Here is a 17,555-nt window from a genome sequence, read left to right on the forward strand (position 1 = left end):
TGACGATGAGTTTAGAAGAAGATATGGAAGAGCTGGAAGCCGCGGAAGATTTTCTGCGGTATTTCGAGCTGGAATACGATACTACCGTCGTCCACGTCAACCGGCTACATATCCTGCAGCGCTTCCACAATTATCTGAGTCAAGCCGGCGAGAACATGCCGGAAGACGAAGATGCGCAACGGGAAGTCTACAAAAAGCTGTTGCATCGGGCTTACAGCGACTTCGTGGACTCCGACGCACAGACCGAAAAAGTATTTAAGGTCTTTAAGATGATGGAGCCGCAAACCGTGTTTGTTTCCCTAGGGGATATTAAAACATGATAGACGAACGTTACGATGAAGAGCGCTTCGAATTCGGCGAGCGTGTTAGGCTGACACGTAACGTCCGCAACGATGGCACGTATCCGGGCATGGATGTCGGCGACTTTTTGCTGCGCCGGGGTAGTGTCGGCAACGTGATTGAAGTGGGCACTTTCTTGCAAGATCAAGTGATCTACACGGTGCATTTTTTGGATGCGGGACGCATGGTAGGCTGCCGGGCCGAAGAATTGATCCCGGCCGATGCGCCCTGGAACCCAAGCCGTTTCGAGTTCCGCGACCAGGTGGTGTGCACGATAGACATCCCCACCCAAGAGGGCAGTTACCCCGCCGGCACCCAAGGTGAAATCCTGAAAGTATTGCGGGACAGCGATCCCATGCTCTACCACGTGCGTTTTCCGGGTAAAACCATGCAGGTACCCGAGAGCGTGCTGGAGCCGGCGGACCCGGCTACGTTTAAAGAACCGGAGGCATAATGATGAGCCAGACGTCGATAGAGCCTTACACCCTGTTGCGCGCCGCCTTGAGCCTGTTCCAGAAGGCGCCGGCCGAGTTGGAGCAACTGCAATTGCGCCAGGTGGAAGTGCAAGCCAAAAACGAATACGAAATCGAAGGCCGGGTATTGAATTCGGCGGAAGCGACTGGCGTGGTGATTTCCGACACCGAACTGGATAGAGCCTATAAGGAAGTGCGCGGCCGCTTCGAAGACGAAGATGCATTTCTTGCGGCGCTGAGCGCCAACGATTTAGATATTGATAAACTCAAAGCCGCCTTGTATCGGCAGTGCAAAGTGGATGCGGTGATGGATAGAGTGGCCGCCCGCGCGCCCAAGGTCAACGAGGTGGAAATCGGCATTTTCTACCACTCGCACCCGGAAAAATTTCACAAACCTGAAACACGTCAGGCCAGACATATTTTGATCAGTATCAATCCGGATTATCCGGACAATACCCGCGAGGCGGCCTGGCGGCGAATTAACGAGATTGTCGGCACCTTGAAACGCAAGCCGCATAAATTTGCCGATTTGGCGCTGAAATATTCGGAATGTCCGACGGCGGTACAGGGCGGTGAAGTGGGTACGGTAGCCAAAGGCACCTTGTTTCCGGAACTGGATGCGGTATTGTTTAGTTTGAAAGAAGACGCCATCAGCGATGTGGTGGAAACTGAGATGGGCTTTCATGTCATTCATTGCATGAAAATCATCCACGCTGAAACCATGTCCTTAAAAAAAGCGACACCGAAGATTCAGCAGATCATGCAGGATCGTTACCGCAGAAATTGCCAGCGCACGTGGCTGGCCAGTCTGCCCGCAGTTAACAGGAGTGCTTAACATGGTAAAAGAACCCAAACATTGTTCGTTTTGCGGTATCGAAGCGTCGGCGGCCGTGCCGATGATCGCCGGCACGGAAGGCTACATCTGCGAAGCTTGCGTGATGTTGGCCAGCCAGGTGGTATCCAGCTGGGGCAAGAAAAAAGAATTAGCCGATATGCAGGGGCCGTTGCCCAAGCCGGCGGAAATGAAAGCCATGCTCGATCAGTATGTGATCGGTCAGGATTTGGCTAAGGAAATTTTGTCGGTAGCGGTGTATAACCACTACAAACGTTTGAAAAACGTCAGCCGTAAAGCCGGCGGTCTGGGCGAGTCCGATGACAGTGTGGAAATCGGTAAATCCAATATCTTGATGATCGGTCCCTCAGGCACAGGTAAAACCTTGCTGGCCAGTACACTGGCAAAAATCGTCGGCGTACCGTTTGCCGTCGCTGATGCGACGACCTTGACTCAGGCCGGTTACGTCGGCGACGACGTCGAAAATATCCTGGTGCGCTTGCTGGACGTGGCCGACGGCCAGATCAGCCGAGCTGAGTGGGGCATGGTTTACATCGATGAAGTAGACAAGATTGCCCGCAGCCCTGAGCAAGCCTTCGGTACTCGCGACGTCTCCGGCGAGGGCGTGCAGCAAGCCTTGCTAAGGCTGGTGGAAGGCTCGCAAGTCAAAGTCTCCGCCAAGGGCCGGCGTAAGGATCACAGCGGTAACGACTCGGTGATGATCGACACCAGCAATATATTGTTTATTGCCGGCGGGGCATTTCCGGGCTTGGAAAAGCATGTCGAAAAACGTTTGTTGCCGCCGAAAACCGCTATCGGTTTCCATGCCGAAGTCAGCAATCCCGACGACAAACCGACGCTGGAAGCGATGTTAAACGCCACGCAGCCCGACGATTTGAAACGCTTTGGCTTGATCCCGGAATTTATCGGCCGCTTCCCGGTACTGGCACCGTTGGAGCCGTTGGACGTGGACGCCTTGATTCAAGTCTTGACCGAACCGAAAAACGCCTTGGTCAAACAATACCAACATCTGTTTGCCTTCGACGATGTCGAGCTGGAGTTCACCCAGGATGCGCTGGCGGAAATCGCTGAAAAAGCCATCGCTAGAAACACCGGCGCGCGGGGCCTACGCGGCATCATGGAGCACGTTTTGCGCCGCACCATGTTCGATTTACCCTCCAGGCCCGACGTCGAGCGCTGCATCGTGAATGCCGAGGTGATACGCGGTGAAGCGGAAATTGAAGTGGTGCCGCGCGACAAACCTACTGACGGTGATGATTTGAAACGCTTATCGGGCGGGGAATAATTTTGGCGGCCGGGCTGCGCAAGCTGAAGCCCAGCCGTTGCATTGAAAAGTTTTAGTTAATCGAGAAACCTACTATGAGCGTTAAAGAAAAAATCTTGCAACAACTTGCCGAAAATCCGGTGATTATTTATATGAAAGGCGTGCCTAGCGCTCCGGAATGCGGTTTTTCCGCGAAGACTGTCGGCATCTTGAATGAAACCAAGATTCCTTACGCTTATGTCAACGTCTTGCAATCGCCGTTCATCCGCGAAAAACTGCCGTCCATTTCCAAATGGCCGACCTTTCCGCAAGTGTTCATCAAAGGCGAATTGGTCGGCGGCGCCGACATCGTCGAGTCCATGTACAAGGACGGAACCCTGTTGCCGTTGCTGCAAGCGACGGTTCAGCCCGCCGAGAATGCGGACGCCAGTCAAACCATTACCCATTCCGAAGTGGAAGCCTTGATTCTGGCTTCTTATCCGGGAGCGACCATCGGCATCGAAGGTGCGGGTTGCGACTTAAACATCACCGTGGTCAGCGAATTGTTCGCCGATCAACCTATGATCAAACAACATCAAGGCGTTATGGCGACTCTGAGCGTGCCGCTGGCTTCCGGCCGTTTGCATGCCGTCACTCTGAAGACTCATACGCCTGAAGCTTGGGCCGCGCTCCAGCCGGCGGCCAATCCGGGCTTACTGCAAATTCAAATCTGATCTAGTTAACAAGGAGACAACACTATGGCAAAAGTAGGCATTTTTTTCGGAACCGATACCGGCAACACGCGTAAAGTGGCCAAAACCATTGCTACGAAGTTGGGCGATGCAGCCGACAAACCGGTCAATATCAACAAAGCCTCCGTGGACGATTTATTGGCCTATGATGTATTGATCGTCGGTTCGCCCACGTACGGTGAAGGCGAATTACCGGGCATGAGCGCCGGACACGATAACGAGAGCTGGGAAGAGTTTTTACCAACGCTGGCTGGCGCCGATTTCTCCGGCAAAACCGTGGCTATTTACGGTTTGGGCGACCAGGAAGGTTATCCCGGCAATTTCGTCGATGCCTTGGGCTTTTTATATGACGCCTTTGCCGACGCCGGCGCGACCATCGTCGGCATGACCAGCAGCGAAGGTTACACCTTTAAAAAGTCCAAAGCGCTGTTGGGCGACCAATTCGTCGGTTTGGCCTTGGACGAAGATAACCAGAAAGAACTGAGCGAAGGCAGGCTCAGCGCTTGGCTGGATTCGATTTCCTCCGCCTGGGCTTGATAGGCGAGCCATGATCGAAGAAGCGGCCGTCGTTACCCGCGTTAGCGATGGTCGCACTTGGATTAAAAGTCTGCAAACCAGTGCTTGCAGCGGCTGTGCGCAACATCAGTCCTGCGGCACGGCCACGCTGGCAAAAGTCCTCCCCAAACGCGAGTTTCCAGTCGATTGCGATTTAACATTGCAAGCCGGCGATCATGTGATGGTGGCGATAGACGATGGTCAACTGCTGCTCACATCGTTGCTACTCTACCTGGTGCCGTTGATTTTTATGCTGGTTGGTGTGGGCCTGGCCGAAGCCTGGCTACCCGAGCCATATAATACCGATTACCTACCCGAAGTGGCGTTAACAACATTGCTGGCGGGCTTTTGGTTGATTAACCGCTGCCAAAGTCTACTTCTCCTCCATCTTTGTTTTAAGCCACAAATTGTCAAGAAACTCGGTAACGAGTGATTTTTCGCTTGTTGATACCGGTTGCGATAAAACCCGTCACCCACTCCGATACAAAGGCAGCTAGATTTTGAATGCCTCGGATCGGCCATTTCGGCATACTCAAGACTCTATTTCACTCTCGCCAGGACCATATGCTCTGCGACTCTGCCAACAACCCAAGAGTCGAAGTCCAAAAATTCATGCCCTAAATTTCAATCGGGTACACGCGAACTAGGCGAACGGTTTTATTGGCATTGGTAGGCAAAGAACACAGCAGCCAATCAAATTTTACATTCTCTTTATAAGCAAGCTACTGATTTTTACGATCTTTTTATTCGTCTTTCTGTAAATTAAGCAACATGCAATTAAGGACAATTGCTTAAATCGGTGAAGGGATACGTTTTATATTTTACTAACTGCTATCGATGAACATTGTGTTCTATTATCGACGGCGGTGGTCCTTTAGGGGGCAAAATGAACAAATCGAACAATTTATACAGAGACATTTTTACCGGCATTACCTTTACAGCGGGTATGTTTGTGTTTATGTCCGGCGAATTCATTATTTCTACCATGCTGTTTTGTCTGGCTAGCATCTCCAGTAATCTCGATTTCGGTTCATCGCTCCGCGCTTGACTTCTAGTCATGCTCAACATCGTTAACCCTTAGGTAATGCCATTTTGTAACAGCATTGCCGCGGCAAGCTTTCTCGTAATCAATTCATTGAAGGCTATTTTAATAGGCGGGACCAGATCACTTAGCAGAGCGCCTTATTAACTTTCAAAAATAGGTAATGCGAGTGAATATCGTTTTTTTGCTATTCATGGCAGCAGTTAGGGGCGTGACAGCGTTGGGGATGATCACGTAAACATCACAACAATTCACAGGTTATTGATGGTGGTCTGGCTTGATCACAAACTGCTTTTCACCTGGAACACACGTTTCAGGTTCCTGATTTCATGTTGGCTCCTGCTTGTCGGTCAGCAGCAACACTGCGGGTTGACCTCTGCCCCTTTTCCTAGGTGAAGGGGCTTTTTTTGTCCTGAAAATCTGTCCACGGTTTCGGCTACTTTTATTTTTATATTTCCTTTATATCGGGCATGGATATTTTTACGACTTTTTTATCGATCAATCTGTACATTGTTTAACTGGCGATCAGGGGCGATTGCAAGGTTGAGTTTTTTCACTTTTTTCAAGAGGTCATGTAGATGGACATGGTGTATTTGCTGTTAACAGCGGCGTTCTTTGTAGCGACGGCGTTATTGATCGCTGGTTGCGAAGCATTAAGGGGGCAATCATGAGCTGGATTTATCTTTTGAGCGGAGGACTGACTCTTGCTGTGTTCGTCTATTTACTGGTCGCGTTGTTTTATCCGGAGAAATTCTGATGACTGGTCAAGGTTTTTTACAGATTGCTATTTACGTCATCGCTCTGGTGGCGCTGGCCAAGCCTTTGGGCACTTATATGGCGCGGGTTTATCAAGACGAGTCGGTGGGATTGAACCGTTGGTTCGCCGGTATTGAGCGACTGTTTTATCGCCTCAGTGGCGTCAAGCCGGATCAGGAGATGCGTTGGACCCAATATGCGCTGGCGATGCTGGCGTTCAATCTGTTTGGTTTGTTGGCGGTTTATTACTTACAACGTTTCCAAGACGTGTTGCCGCTAAACCCCCAAGCGCTGCCGGCTGTGACGCCGGACTCTTCGTTCAACACCGCCGTCAGCTTCGCCACCAACACCAACTGGCAAGGCTACAGCGGCGAAGCGACGATGAGCTATCTGACCCAGATGCTGGGTTTGTCGGTACAAAACTTTGTCTCCGCTGCCAGCGGCATGGCTGTACTGGTGGCTCTGATTCGTGGCTTCGTGCGCCGTAACAGCAACAGCATCGGTAACTTCTGGGTGGATATGACACGCAGTACGTTATACATCCTGCTACCGTTGTCGTTGGTGTTGGCGCTGGTATTGGTCGGACAAGGCGTGGTGCAAACGTTTAATCCCTACCAAACGGTTAATTTGCAAGAAACAGTCAGCTACTCGGCGCCGAAATTGGATGCTGACGGTAAGGCCTTGCTGGATGCCGAGGGCAAGCCGGTGACTGAAACGCTGCAAACGCAACAACAAACCTTGGCATTGGGACCTGCTGCATCGCAAATCGCGATTAAACAATTGGGTACCAATGGTGGCGGTTTCTTCAACGTCAACTCCGCCCATCCGTATGAAAATCCCACACCGCTTTCCAATTTTCTGGAAATGCTGGCGATCCTGCTGATTCCGGCCGCGCTGTGCTACACCTTCGGGCTGATGGTGGGAGACACTCGCCAGGGCTGGACGATATTGGGTGCCATGACGTTGGTGTTTGTCGCCTTGATCTTTGTCACTGTACCGGCCGAGCAAAGCGGCAACCCGGCGTTAACTGCCTTGGGTGTTGATCAAACTGTATCGGCACAGCAGCCCGGCGGCAATATGGAGGGCAAAGAAGCGCGCTTCGGCATCGTCAACTCCGGCTTGTGGGCGGTGGCAACCACGGCCGCTTCCAATGGATCGGTTAACTCGATGCACGATTCCTATACTCCTATCGGCGGCATGGTACCCATGTGGCTGATGCAATTGGGTGAAGTGATCTTTGGCGGCGTCGGTTCAGGTCTGTACGGCATGATCGTATTTGCCATCGTCGCGGTGTTTATCGCCGGTCTTATGATAGGCCGCACCCCGGAGTACCTGGGTAAAAAGATCGAAGCCTATGAGATGAAAATGGCCGCCATCATTATTCTGATACCCCCTTTGATGGTATTGGGCGGTACCGCGATCACGCTGATGCTGGACGCCGGCAAAGCGTCCATCTTCAACCCTGGCGCCCATGGTTTTAGCGAAGTGTTGTATGCGTATTCTTCGGCGGGCAACAACAACGGCAGCGCCTTTGGCGGTCTGTCAGCCAACGTACCGTTCTACAACTTCATGCTGGGTCTGGCGATGCTGTTCTCTCGCTATTGGTTGATGATTCCGGTATTGGCGATTGCCGGCTCTCTCGCTGCCAAAAAGACCGTACCGGTTGGTCCCGGTACGCTGCCGACTCATACCCCATTGTTTGCCGTTTTATTAATCATCACTGTGTTGATGGTCGGCGCACTGACCTTCGTCCCGGCACTGGCTTTGGGGCCTATCGTCGAGCATTTGCAAATGATCGGTCATCAATAACTTCAGGACAGGTAATCCTATGACTAGCAAACCCGTTTCAACATCCTTAATGGATCCGCAAATTTTGCAACAGGCGTTCATAGACGCTTTTGCCAAGCTCACGCCCAAGCAGCAATGGAAAAACCCGGTGATGTTCGTGGTCTACTTGGGCAGTTTGCTCACCACTGTATTGTGGCTGCAAGCCTTGAGTGGCAACAGCGAAGAATCGGCTGGATTTATTCTGAGCATCACGCTGTGGCTGTGGTTCACAGTATTGTTCGCCAACTTCGCCGAAGCGGTGGCGGAAGGCCGCAGCAAGGCTCAAGCCGCGTTCCTGCGTAGCGCCAAGCGCGACATCGCTGCCAAAAAACTCGATGAACCCAAATACGGTAGCAATTACAGTAAAGTCGAAGGCTCCAGTCTTCGCAAAGGCGATGTAGTGCTGATCGAAGCCGGAGACTTTGTGCCCGGCGACGGTGAAGTCATCGAAGGCGTGGCCTCGGTGGACGAGAGTGCCATTACCGGCGAAAGCGCGCCGGTGATCCGCGAATCCGGCGGCGACTTCAGTTCGGTGACCGGCGGAACCAGGGTGCTGTCCGACTGGCTGGTGGTGAGCATCACCACCAATCCCGGCGAGACCTTTCTCGACCGCATGATAGGCATGGTGGAAAGCGCCAAAAGGCAAAAAACTCCCAATGAGATTGCTTTGACCATTTTGTTGGTGGCGTTAACGCTAGTGTTCCTAATGGCGACCGTCACCTTGCTGCCGTTTTCGTTGTATAGCGTGCAAACCGCGGGTACAGGCAACCCGATCAGCGTCACGGTGTTGGTGGCTTTATTGGTGTGTTTGATTCCAACCACCATCGGCGGTTTATTGTCTGCCATTGGTGTGGCCGGTATCGGCCGGATGATGCAGAAAAACGTCATCGCCACCTCTGGCCGTGCCGTAGAAGCAGCCGGCGACGTCGATGTACTGCTGCTGGACAAGACCGGCACCATCACCTTGGGTAACCGCCAGGCATCGGGATTCTTTCCGGTCAAAGGTATCAAGGAAGCCGAATTGGCCGACGCCGCGCAATTGGCTTCGATGGCCGACGAAACCCCGGAAGGCCGTAGCGTGGTGATCCTGGCCAAGCAAAAATACGGCATTCGCGAACGCGATATTCATTCCTTGGGCGCCACTTTCGTGCATTTCAGCGCCCAAACTCGGATGAGCGGCGTCAATTTACCCGGAGATGAATGCAAAATCGGTGAGCCTTGCCGGCAAATCCGTAAGGGTGCGGCTGACTCGATAAGACAACATATCGAAGATCAAGGCGGCAAATTTCCGCCGGAATTGAAAACGCTGGTCGACGACGTAGCCCGGCGCGGCAGTACCCCGCTAGTGGTGGCGGACGGCATAAAAGCCTTAGGTGTGATCGAACTGAAAGACATCGTCAAGGGCGGCATCAAGGAGCGCTTCATCGAACTGCGGCAGATGGGTATCAAGACCATCATGATCACCGGCGACAACCGTTTGACCGCCGCCGCGATTGCAGCCGAAGCCGGGGTCGACGACTTCCTGGCCGAAGCCACACCGGAAGCCAAGCTCAGCCTGATTCGCCAGCACCAAGCCGATGGTCGGCTGGTAGCGATGACCGGCGACGGCACCAACGACGCCCCGGCATTGGCGCAGGCCGACGTCGCGGTGGCGATGAACAGCGGCACCCAGGCCGCCAAGGAAGCCGGCAACATGGTCGACCTGGATTCCAACCCGACCAAGCTGATCGAAATCGTCGAAACCGGCAAGCAAATGCTGATGACCCGCGGCGCGTTGACCACCTTCAGTATTGCCAACGATGTCGCCAAGTATTTTGCGATCATCCCGGCGGCCTTCGCTACCACCTATCCGGCTTTGAACGTGCTGAACGTGATGGGCTTGGCGACACCAGCCAGCGCTATCCTGTCGGCGGTGATTTTCAATGCATTGATCATCATCGCCCTGATTCCATTGGCTTTGAAAGGTATCAAATATCAACCCGTCGGCGCGGAAAAGCTGCTGCAAAACAACTTGCTGGTCTATGGTGTCGGCGGCTTGATTGTGCCGTTTATCGGTATCAAGGCGATTGATTTAGCCTTGGTTGCTATGAGTTTGGTGTAAGGAACGAATATGTCTACCTATTTAAAACCCGCAGCGATGATGTTATTCCTGTTGACCCTGGTAACCGGTGCCGCTTATCCGGCCCTGGTCACTGTCTTAGCCCAAATGCTGTTTAACGATCAAGCTAACGGCAGTTTGATCCAGGATGACAAAGGCCAACTGATTGGTTCGGAACTGATCGGCCAAACCTTCAGCGAGCCGAAATACTTCTGGAGCCGGCCGTCGGCGACCGGGCCCTACAGTTACAACGCCGCTGCCTCCAGCGGCTCCAACCTAGGGCCGACTAATCCGGCATTGACCGATGCCGTCTCAGCCCGTATTCAAGCCTTGAAAGAGGCCGATCCTGACAATAAAGCGCCGGTGCCGGTGGATTTGATTACCGCTTCCGGCAGCGGCCTCGATCCACACATCAGCATCGCCGCCGCGGAATACCAGATTAAACGTATCGCCAAGGTCCGCAAAATCGATACAGCGAAGTTACATGAACTTGTTGATGCTCACACCGAAGGGCGGCAATGGCTGGTGTTTGGCGAGCCTAGAGTCAACGTCTTGAAATTGAATCTGGCCTTGGATCAAGCTGGCCGCTAGTTGATGCAGCCTGGAAGTTATCCATGAACAAGATGGCCTATATGGGCAAAGTTGAGCGGCAACAGCCGGCAAAAGTGTCAATGGCAAATGTCCTTGCCAAAAGCAGGCGTAGGGTGAGGTTACGAACCGCACCAATCGTGATCGATGCGGTGCACGCTGTTTACCGCATCCTACCGGGCTGGGTTATGAAATTAAGTTGGAGTGGGCTAATGCTACTGGCATCAGTGCAAGTCGCTAACGCCGACGTCGGTAAAACTGATAGCTATGCCTTACCGCCAAGTAAGGTTCATCTAAAAACTTGCCAACACGAAGCGCTGCGATTGCATCCGGGGTTGATCGATGAATTACGGGTGTTACCGCAACCGAAAAGCTTCTGGATTCGCTACAAAATACAGATGCGTGGCGGGGCGGAATGGTCTGTGATATGCGACTTGTCTAGCGGACAAATCGTTCGCGATCAATCGCTCGAAGTGAATTGATAGGCTTTCCAGTTAGACGGCCGGTGCTTAAGTGGACAAAGCGGAGGTCCCTAAACGCCCTTCACCATGGTGTTCTCTGCCGCAGTTCGGACAAACGCACCGGCCCAAGCGCAACATCAATTTTCCCCGTCGTTCAGGCGGTAACCAACCCCCGCTTCGGTTAACAAATAGCGGGGGCGGGTGGGGTCGGCTTCCAGCTTATGGCGCAATTGCCCCATGTAAATACGCAAATAGTGGCTGTGTTCGACATAGCTCGGTCCCCACACTTTTTCCAACAATTGCCGATGGGTGACGACAAAACCGGCGTTGCGGACCAGTTCGGCCAACAAGCGAAATTCAATCGGTGTTAAATGGACTTCGCGTTCGCCGACAAACAAGCGGCGTTTGCTCAGTTCTATTATTAGGTCGCCGGCTTGGAAAGACATCTGCTCATTAGCAGCGGGCGCAGTCACGCGCCTGAGCAAGGCTTTGATTCGCGACAGCAGTTCGGCGTTGCCGAATGGCTTGGTCAGATAATCATCGGCGCCGTTATCCAAGGCCTGCGTGATGTCATTTTCCTGATCGCGTGCCGACAGCACAATGACGGGCAACTTCGACCATAGGCGTAGCCTGCGTATGACTTCCTGGCCGTCGAGATCGGGCAAGCCCAAATCCAGTATCAGCAGGCTGGGATGCTGGTTGCGCGCGCCGTTGAGCCCTTCTCGCCCGGTTGCGAACGCCGACACGGCGTAATTTTGATTCTCCAGTGTCGTCGTCAACAATTGACGCAGAGGCGGATCGTCTTCGATGAGCAAGATTCTGGGCTTATCGGTTTTCATTTATTCACCTTCATTCTCTTCCAAGGCGATAGTCGGAGGACATTCGGAATACGGCAGCCAGAGTCGAAAAATAGAGCCGCCACCTTGGCGGTGGTTGGCGGTAATCTGCCCTCCGTGGGCGTCGATGATGGCCCTGCAAATGGATAGCCCCAAACCAACGCCGCTTTGTGCGCCTTCGGGATGAATTTGGAAAAACTTATCGAAAATTTTTTCCTCGTATCCGCTGCCGATGCCAGTCCCGCGGTCCGCTATTTGAATGCCGACGCCTTGCTCGCTGGTTTCGACCGAGATGTCGATGGGGGTGCCGCTTGGTGAATATTTGTCAGCGTTATCGAGCAAGTTGACGATGACTTGTTGCAGCAATACCGCATCGACATTGATCAGGGCATGGCTATTGGCGATTTGAATGTTGACCGGACGCTCCTTTAGGGTTTTGTCCAGCCTGCGTAAGGCACTGCCGATGATCTCCTCCGGCTCATACCATTGCCGGTTAAGAACGACCTCGCCGGCTTCCAAACGCGCCATTTCCAGGATTTTGGTGGTCAGATCGGACATGCGATGCGCTTCGCTGCTAATCGTCCGTATCAGGTTTGTTCGGCTGCTATCCGGCAGGCGTTCTTCGTCGGTTTCCAAGGTGCTGGCAGCGGCGACGATGGTCGCCAATGGTGTCCTGAGGTCGTGGGAAATACTGCTCAACAAGGAATTACGCAAGGTTTCGGATTGAATTTTTAAGCTGGCTTCCTTGGTTTGTTCGACCAGATAAGCCCTTTCCAAGGTATTTGCGATCTGGCCGATGAAGGTATCCAAAAATAAGCGTTGCTCCTCTTGTGCGAGTTTCTCGGCTGCGGATAGCTCTAAAACCAATACGCCGATGGTGCGGATAGCGCCTTTGAGTGGTAAGTAAACAACTGTCTCCTCGGCAAAATAGTCGCTGCCATGGCCGGCGCTCTTGCCGTGGCTAAAAACCCAACGCGCTACTTGCAAATTGGCGCCGCGCAAGGAAATCGGCCAGATCGCTTGCGTTGGATAAGATAGTTCGCCAGCGCGATTGGTCAACAGTATCGTATTTTTGCCGCCGAATTCGGCATGGATGTGGCGCACGCCAATGTCGACGATGTCCCGTTCCAAACGGGCTTCCGCCAGTTCCTTGCTCAAGCGATACAGCGCGGAGGCGCGTTGCTCCCTAAATGTCGCTATTCGTGCTTGCAAGCGCACGGTTTCTGCAAGTTTGCTGGTCACTGTGCCGATAAGTAGCATTACCGCCAAGCCGAGCAGATTTTCTTGATCGGCAATCGCAAACGAGAAAATGGGTGGGGCAAAAAAATAGGCAAATGCCGCAGCGCTCGTTAATGACGCCAGCATTGAAGGCCACAGGCCAAATCTCAGAGCGACAAAAAACACGCCCAGCAAATAGATCAGCAGAATATTACTGGGCTTGAGCACGTCTCGGAACGGCCAGTCGATCAAGGTCAGCAACAGCGGCGTTGCCAAGCTAACCAGCAAATTGCCGAAAACCTTTGCGATTTTCTGGTGCCTGGTTTTCATCATTTGCTGACCGCTGCCAATTGCGAAACTTCGAACGCTTTGCTGGTGTATTCCAGTAATTTTTTGTCGTTCTCATAAACCAACAGTACTTTCAGATTTTCCGCTTCGGCGATTTGCATGGCTTTGCTTTCCCCGACACAGAGCAAAGCGGTATCCCAGGCATCGGCCCAAGTGGGATCGTCGTGAACCACTGTCACCGAACGCAAATGATGATTCACGGGCCGGCCGGTTTTTGGACTCAAGATATGGGAATAGTTTTGTCCTTGGTCTTCAAAGAAATTCCGGTAAGTGCCAGCGGTCATGATAGCCGTGCCTTTCGTTTCCTTGATGTCTATGATTTTCTGTAGGCCCCGAGTACCGGATGTGGGCGTTTCGACGCCGATACGCCAATCGTCGCCACTCGCTTTGCGGCCTTTCACCAGCATTTCGCCGCCTATTTCGACCAGATAATCTTCAATCCCCAGTGTATCCAGACGCTGAGCAACCATGCCGACGCTGTATCCTTGGGCGATAGAAGATAGATCGATTTTGAGTTTGGGGTCTTTTTTTCTGATCCGATGCCCAGCCGCATCGATTTCCAGTAACGACATACCTATATGTGGCATCAGGGCGGCGATTTCATGATTGCCAGGCACCCGATTTTCATGCCCGGAAAATCCCCAAAGATCGAACAAGGGTTTTATCGTCAGATCGTAGCAACCTTCGGAACGATGATAAACGCTGTTGACAATGGCTAGCAAAGCAACGATCTCCGGCGAGGCCGGCAACCAGTCTACGGTCTCTTGCGCGTTCAAGCGCGAGATTTCCGAATCGTCCCGATAGTTGGACATTTTTGCGTCTATTTCGGCCAATACCGTCGTGATCTGCTGGCGCACGTCCTCCAAAGCCGCCGAACGCCGGTTCAGAACCAGTTTAATATGATATGTCGTTCCCTGAGCATCGCCGGATACTTCGGCCTCGCGCGGCGTATCCCCGCAACCCAGCAGAATCAGACTCAATAGTAACGATGAAAACAGCTTCTTCATTTCCGGGTTCGGCAATGGCTTAGGTCTAGAATTGACCGCCGTTGATGATATAAAGGGTGAAAATACTGGCAATAAAACCCAATAAGATGGCAGGCATCCAGCGTAAATGAAGGGTAAATGTGTAACCTTCGCCTTCTTCCGTGTTGCCTTTCATCAATCCCAGGACATGCAGAGCAGGCGCCGAACCGATCGCCAGTAAACTACCGCCGACGCCCAATGTCAGTGTCAATAACAGCCATTGTCCCATTGGAAAGGGAGGATGCATATTTAACACCGCAAACATCAACGTGCCATTATCAATACAGGCTGATGATAAACCGATTAGTACGTTGGCAAGGGTCGGGCTGATTTGGGTAAACAAATAATGGGCCATTGCATCCAAATAACCCAGGAAACTGAGTGCGCCAACGATCATCATCGCGCCGTAGAAAAATAACAAAGTATCCCAATCGACGCCGGCAATACATTTAAAAACATCGAAACCTTTTTGCGATTCAATATAATCCTGTTTTTCATGATCTGTTAAAAAATGATGAATTCTTTCGGATTTATGTTCAGACTTAGTTAAATAATACGCAAAGAATTGCAATAACGCTAAACCAAATATCATCCCTGCTATTGCCGGCATATCAAGAAAGACGTTCGATAAAATGGTAATGCTGAAGGTGAGTATAAATATAAAAATGATCCGTTTGCTACCGCGTTTTAAAACTGGGATTTCTTTAGAAAAACTAGGCGTTTCTTTGCTGACAGCCAAGTGCATAATCGCTGCCGGCACAAAAAAGTTCACAATGCACGGAATAGTCAGAATAAAAAAATCAGTAAAATGCAACATATTCTGTTGCCAAACGAAAAATGTAGAAATACCTCCCAAAGGGCTCATCGTGCCACCGGCATTGGCAGCGATCACGGCGCTCAAGCCGGCTAAGCCCACAAATTTGGGCTGGCCTTTTCCTATCTGTAAGATGATATAGCCCATCAACAAGCCCACCGTTAAGCTGCTGATCACCAAAGACAGTAAAAAGGCTAACACACCTGTAATCCAAAATAATTGCCGATAACTGTACTGTTTATTGGCTAATACAATACGCAACGCATCGAAAATACCCCGCTCTGTCATGGAGTTTAAAAAAGTCATCGACACCGTGATAAACAGAAATAATTCCGCATAAGCCGTTAAATTACTTTGAAAAACAGCGGCGACATTTTTTGCCGTTCCATATTCGGATGAATAATAAATAAAAATTGCAAACCAAATTAAAGCCGAGCCTAAAACCATCGGTTTTGCCTTGCTCAATTGATGTAAATCTTCCGTCATCGCCAATATATAAGCGATAACGGTGACTGCAACCGCAAAGTAACCCACGAAATGATCCTTCAAATCCAATTGATTTGCCGTGGCTGTTTCTTGGGCAAAGCTTATCTCTGGAATAAGGAGTGCTAACGTTAAGAGAATTAATTGGTAGAAACTGATAACCCGTGATTTTTTCACTTGCTTTTGCCGATTAATAAAAAGGATTGCACTTTCCACTTATGCTGATTAGGCATGAATAGATTTTTTTTGCGGTTGAAATCGTTAATGCGATAAGTTTTGAAACTGCCGAGACTGACGGTTTTTTTGATCTATAAAATCGCTTGGACTAATTTCGGCGCGAGGAAATAGTAAATTTTTCGAAATAAAGATTTCGTTAAGATATGTCTACCATGGCGTAACGCATTGTTTCCGATTTGCAAACAGTCGTAGGAGCGTGATCCGCGCCTAGGCTTTTGGAAAAGAGGTCAAGAAGGTCTAAATCCTCAATAGTTCTAGCTCGGGGAGACCGTAACAAGGCGGATAACCTCCAAGCCCCCCCCTATCGATGCCGTACCGACTTCCCCCCTTAACAAGTTTCGGCTATGTCACGCGGGCCGGAAGCCGCCTCAAGAATTGGCAACGGCGTCATGCTGGTCGATTTTTCGAATTGGGATTCCAGAAACCATTGAATTCAGCATTCATCCCGCGAATTTTTATATTTTCTTTATGTTTATGCTTTGAATATTAACGACCTTTTTACGAGCTTTTTCATAAACTGTAGACGTTTTCAACTCCAGGGGTAACCCATGAACGAGCGAAGTTACGTTGGTATCGACAACACGGATAAAAACGAGTGGATAGTGGTTTTGTGGTGCGAGGGGAAAAGCATTTTTTCCAGACCTTACGGGCATACTCCCGCCGAACTCGAAGCCTTGGTGCGCTTCATTAACGAACGTTGCGACAGGCCGAAAATCTGTTTGAATCCGACGAATCCGCATGCTTTCGAAGTAGTGAAATATATCAGCGGTATCGCTGGCGTCGAAGTGGTGTTGATGTCCAATGCCGGTTTAAGACTGCACCTGGATTGGTTGCCAACAGAATCGACAGTGCCCGCATTTCAGGCGAATTCGCGTCGCGCTTATCTGCTGGCCTGCTGCGCCGAACGCATGATTTGATCATGGCGTTACTTAAAGAATCACTGTCCGTATATCGAGAGAAAAATCATGAGTGGAATAAGCGACTTTTATCAAGCGCTACATTGGGCTAATCACCTACGCGCCGATCTGTTCAAATCCAAACATCTGAGTTACCTGATGCTGCTGGCGTTGGCTGCGACCTTGACGGTCGGCATGCTGCTATTTTTGATCGACGTCAATATACATTCGCCGCTGGATGGCATTTGGTCGGCTTGGGTAACAATGACTCATGTCGGCTATGGTGATGTGGTGCCGGTATCGTTTCTCGGTCGTGTATTGGCGGCGGGATTGATTTTATTGGGTATGGTGTTATTTTCGTTGTTCACCGCACTGGTCTCGGTGACTTTAATCGGCAGAAATAAGGATATCTTGGGTAGCCTTCCGTTGGGACGCGAAGCGGAGAGCAACCGTTTACAAGGTAGCCATGAGCTGATTCTCGACGAATTGGCCCAATTGCAACTGCGCATGGAAGTCTTGCAAAAGTTATTGCTGAACAATGCCGGCCATACCAAAACGGCTAGCCGGACCATCGGCGAAGCGATTGAAGAGTCGGTATGACGCGGTTCGAATAGAAAGGAATTCCTGCTACGCCATTAGAAATATGTGAGCTAAATGTCCATCTGCGATAGCTCTTTTTTATACCGACATCCAACTTGCAGCTAACACCGG

The 17,555-nt window shown here is 51.2% G+C and carries 19 protein-coding genes; 15 read left to right on the plus strand and 4 right to left on the minus strand.

The window, feature by feature from the left end:
- The first annotated feature begins 5 nt into the window (after positions 1-5).
- From nifW to ACR64Q_RS01950, 13 genes are all read left to right on the plus strand, one after another.
- On the plus strand, positions 6-320 hold the full coding sequence (nifW, locus tag ACR64Q_RS01890; protein ID WP_026146992.1) for a nitrogenase-stabilizing/protective protein NifW: 315 nt from the start codon (positions 6-8) through the stop codon (positions 318-320).
- On the plus strand, positions 317-793 hold the full coding sequence (locus ACR64Q_RS01895; protein ID WP_020483343.1) for a nitrogen fixation protein NifZ: 477 nt from the start codon (positions 317-319) through the stop codon (positions 791-793). The genes nifW and ACR64Q_RS01895 overlap by 4 nt, the downstream gene beginning before the upstream one ends.
- The gene (gene nifM / locus ACR64Q_RS01900; protein ID WP_313733396.1) at positions 793-1,647 is read left to right on the plus strand and encodes a nitrogen fixation protein NifM; all 855 of its coding nucleotides are present in this window, start codon (positions 793-795) and stop codon (positions 1,645-1,647) included. Before ACR64Q_RS01895 ends, nifM begins: the two co-directional genes overlap by 1 nt.
- A gap of 1 nt (position 1,648) precedes the next feature.
- Positions 1,649-2,950 (plus strand): ATP-dependent Clp protease ATP-binding subunit ClpX, encoded by a 1,302-nt coding sequence (gene clpX, locus ACR64Q_RS01905; RefSeq protein WP_020483341.1) that lies wholly within the window; start codon positions 1,649-1,651, stop codon positions 2,948-2,950.
- A gap of 74 nt (positions 2,951-3,024) precedes the next feature.
- On the plus strand, positions 3,025-3,642 hold the full coding sequence (gene grxD, locus ACR64Q_RS01910; protein ID WP_026603322.1) for a Grx4 family monothiol glutaredoxin: 618 nt from the start codon (positions 3,025-3,027) through the stop codon (positions 3,640-3,642).
- 24 nt (positions 3,643-3,666) lie between these two features.
- Complete coding sequence (locus tag ACR64Q_RS01915; protein WP_020483339.1) at positions 3,667-4,197, plus strand: flavodoxin; 531 nt, start codon at positions 3,667-3,669, stop codon at positions 4,195-4,197.
- Between the two features lie 10 nt (positions 4,198-4,207).
- Complete coding sequence (locus ACR64Q_RS01920; RefSeq protein ID WP_026603323.1) at positions 4,208-4,648, plus strand: SoxR reducing system RseC family protein; 441 nt, start codon at positions 4,208-4,210, stop codon at positions 4,646-4,648.
- 453 nt (positions 4,649-5,101) lie between these two features.
- Complete coding sequence (locus tag ACR64Q_RS01925; protein ID WP_020483337.1) at positions 5,102-5,263, plus strand: hypothetical protein; 162 nt, start codon at positions 5,102-5,104, stop codon at positions 5,261-5,263.
- Between the two features lie 661 nt (positions 5,264-5,924).
- The gene (locus ACR64Q_RS01930; protein ID WP_081607927.1) at positions 5,925-6,014 is read left to right on the plus strand and encodes a potassium-transporting ATPase subunit F; all 90 of its coding nucleotides are present in this window, start codon (positions 5,925-5,927) and stop codon (positions 6,012-6,014) included.
- Entirely contained in the window at positions 6,014-7,822 is a 1,809-nt protein-coding gene (gene kdpA / locus ACR64Q_RS01935) for a potassium-transporting ATPase subunit KdpA (protein WP_313733399.1), read from the plus strand. Before ACR64Q_RS01930 ends, kdpA begins: the two co-directional genes overlap by 1 nt.
- A 19-nt stretch (positions 7,823-7,841) precedes the next feature.
- Positions 7,842-9,941 (plus strand): potassium-transporting ATPase subunit KdpB, encoded by a 2,100-nt coding sequence (gene kdpB, locus ACR64Q_RS01940; protein WP_313733400.1) that lies wholly within the window; start codon positions 7,842-7,844, stop codon positions 9,939-9,941.
- A gap of 9 nt (positions 9,942-9,950) precedes the next feature.
- Positions 9,951-10,529, plus strand: a complete 579-nt coding sequence (kdpC, locus tag ACR64Q_RS01945; RefSeq protein WP_313733401.1) for a potassium-transporting ATPase subunit KdpC — start codon at positions 9,951-9,953, stop codon at positions 10,527-10,529.
- A gap of 209 nt (positions 10,530-10,738) precedes the next feature.
- On the plus strand, positions 10,739-11,008 hold the full coding sequence (locus ACR64Q_RS01950; RefSeq protein ID WP_313733402.1) for a hypothetical protein: 270 nt from the start codon (positions 10,739-10,741) through the stop codon (positions 11,006-11,008).
- Positions 11,009-11,124: 116 nt separating this feature from the next.
- On the opposite strand, the gene ACR64Q_RS01955 is transcribed toward ACR64Q_RS01950, so the two are convergent.
- From ACR64Q_RS01955 to nhaD, 4 genes are read right to left on the minus strand one after another with little or no spacing between them, the layout of a single operon-like run.
- Positions 11,125-11,826 carry a response regulator gene (locus ACR64Q_RS01955; RefSeq protein WP_313733403.1) on the minus strand — a complete coding sequence of 234 codons (702 nt, stop codon included), beginning with the start codon at positions 11,824-11,826 and terminating at the stop codon, positions 11,125-11,127.
- Positions 11,827-13,374, minus strand: coding sequence for a DUF4118 domain-containing protein (locus ACR64Q_RS01960; RefSeq protein ID WP_313733404.1), 1,548 nt, complete (start codon positions 13,372-13,374; stop codon positions 11,827-11,829).
- The gene (locus ACR64Q_RS01965) at positions 13,371-14,396 is read right to left on the minus strand and encodes an FAD:protein FMN transferase (RefSeq protein ID WP_313733405.1); all 1,026 of its coding nucleotides are present in this window, start codon (positions 14,394-14,396) and stop codon (positions 13,371-13,373) included. The genes ACR64Q_RS01960 and ACR64Q_RS01965 overlap by 4 nt, the downstream gene beginning before the upstream one ends.
- Before the next feature lie 25 nt (positions 14,397-14,421).
- Positions 14,422-15,927, minus strand: coding sequence for a sodium:proton antiporter NhaD (nhaD, locus tag ACR64Q_RS01970; protein WP_483823262.1), 1,506 nt, complete (start codon positions 15,925-15,927; stop codon positions 14,422-14,424).
- 569 nt (positions 15,928-16,496) lie between these two features.
- On the opposite strand from nhaD, the gene ACR64Q_RS01975 reads away from it, so the two are divergent.
- Together ACR64Q_RS01975 and ACR64Q_RS01980 are read left to right on the plus strand one after the other, a co-directional pair.
- Positions 16,497-16,865, plus strand: coding sequence for a hypothetical protein (locus ACR64Q_RS01975; protein ID WP_313733407.1), 369 nt, complete (start codon positions 16,497-16,499; stop codon positions 16,863-16,865).
- 48 nt (positions 16,866-16,913) lie between these two features.
- The gene (locus tag ACR64Q_RS01980) at positions 16,914-17,444 is read left to right on the plus strand and encodes a potassium channel family protein (protein ID WP_313733408.1); all 531 of its coding nucleotides are present in this window, start codon (positions 16,914-16,916) and stop codon (positions 17,442-17,444) included.
- Positions 17,445-17,555: the final 111 nt, after the last annotated feature.

Source organism: Methylomonas sp. 2F7, assembly GCF_057126975.1.